The sequence below is a fragment of the Hahella sp. CR1 genome (genome assembly GCF_029813005.1).
Classification (GTDB): domain Bacteria; phylum Pseudomonadota; class Gammaproteobacteria; order Pseudomonadales; family Oleiphilaceae; genus Hahella.
Genome location: NZ_JAPELK010000057.1, coordinates 1 through 389, shown reverse-complemented (window position 1 = coordinate 389; position 389 = coordinate 1). Strand labels below are relative to the sequence as shown.

General features: G+C 60.4%; 1 protein-coding gene. It reads left to right on the top strand.

The window, feature by feature from the left end; all coding sequences use genetic code 11:
• On the top strand, positions 1-389 hold a 389-nt coding region (locus tag ONV78_RS31905; RefSeq protein ID WP_279508634.1), incomplete at both ends, for an RHS repeat protein.

Sequence of the window (389 nt, the reverse complement as noted above, 5' to 3'; positions counted from 1 at the left end):
CAGGGACTGATCTGCGAGATCCAGTCGCTGCGCGCGGACGGCGATGTGGACTCGTTGGCCAAATACGAATACGACGACGCCCAGGATCTGGTGCAGGTGCGGGACCCCGCCGGCGCGGGCGAGTCTTACGCCTATCGTAATCACGTCATCACCCGCCGCACCCTGAAGACTGGTTTTAGTTTCTATTTCGAATGGAGCCGCTACGACAAAGCCGCCCGCTGTGTGCGTCAGTGGGGCGACCAGGGCGTCTACGACTACCGTTTCGAATGGGACCCGGCCAACAAGACATCCCACGCCATCGACAGCAACGGCGGCAGAACCACCTTCCACTACGACGATCGCGGCCAGATCGTTAAAGAAATCGATCCCGAGGGTGGAATCACTCGACG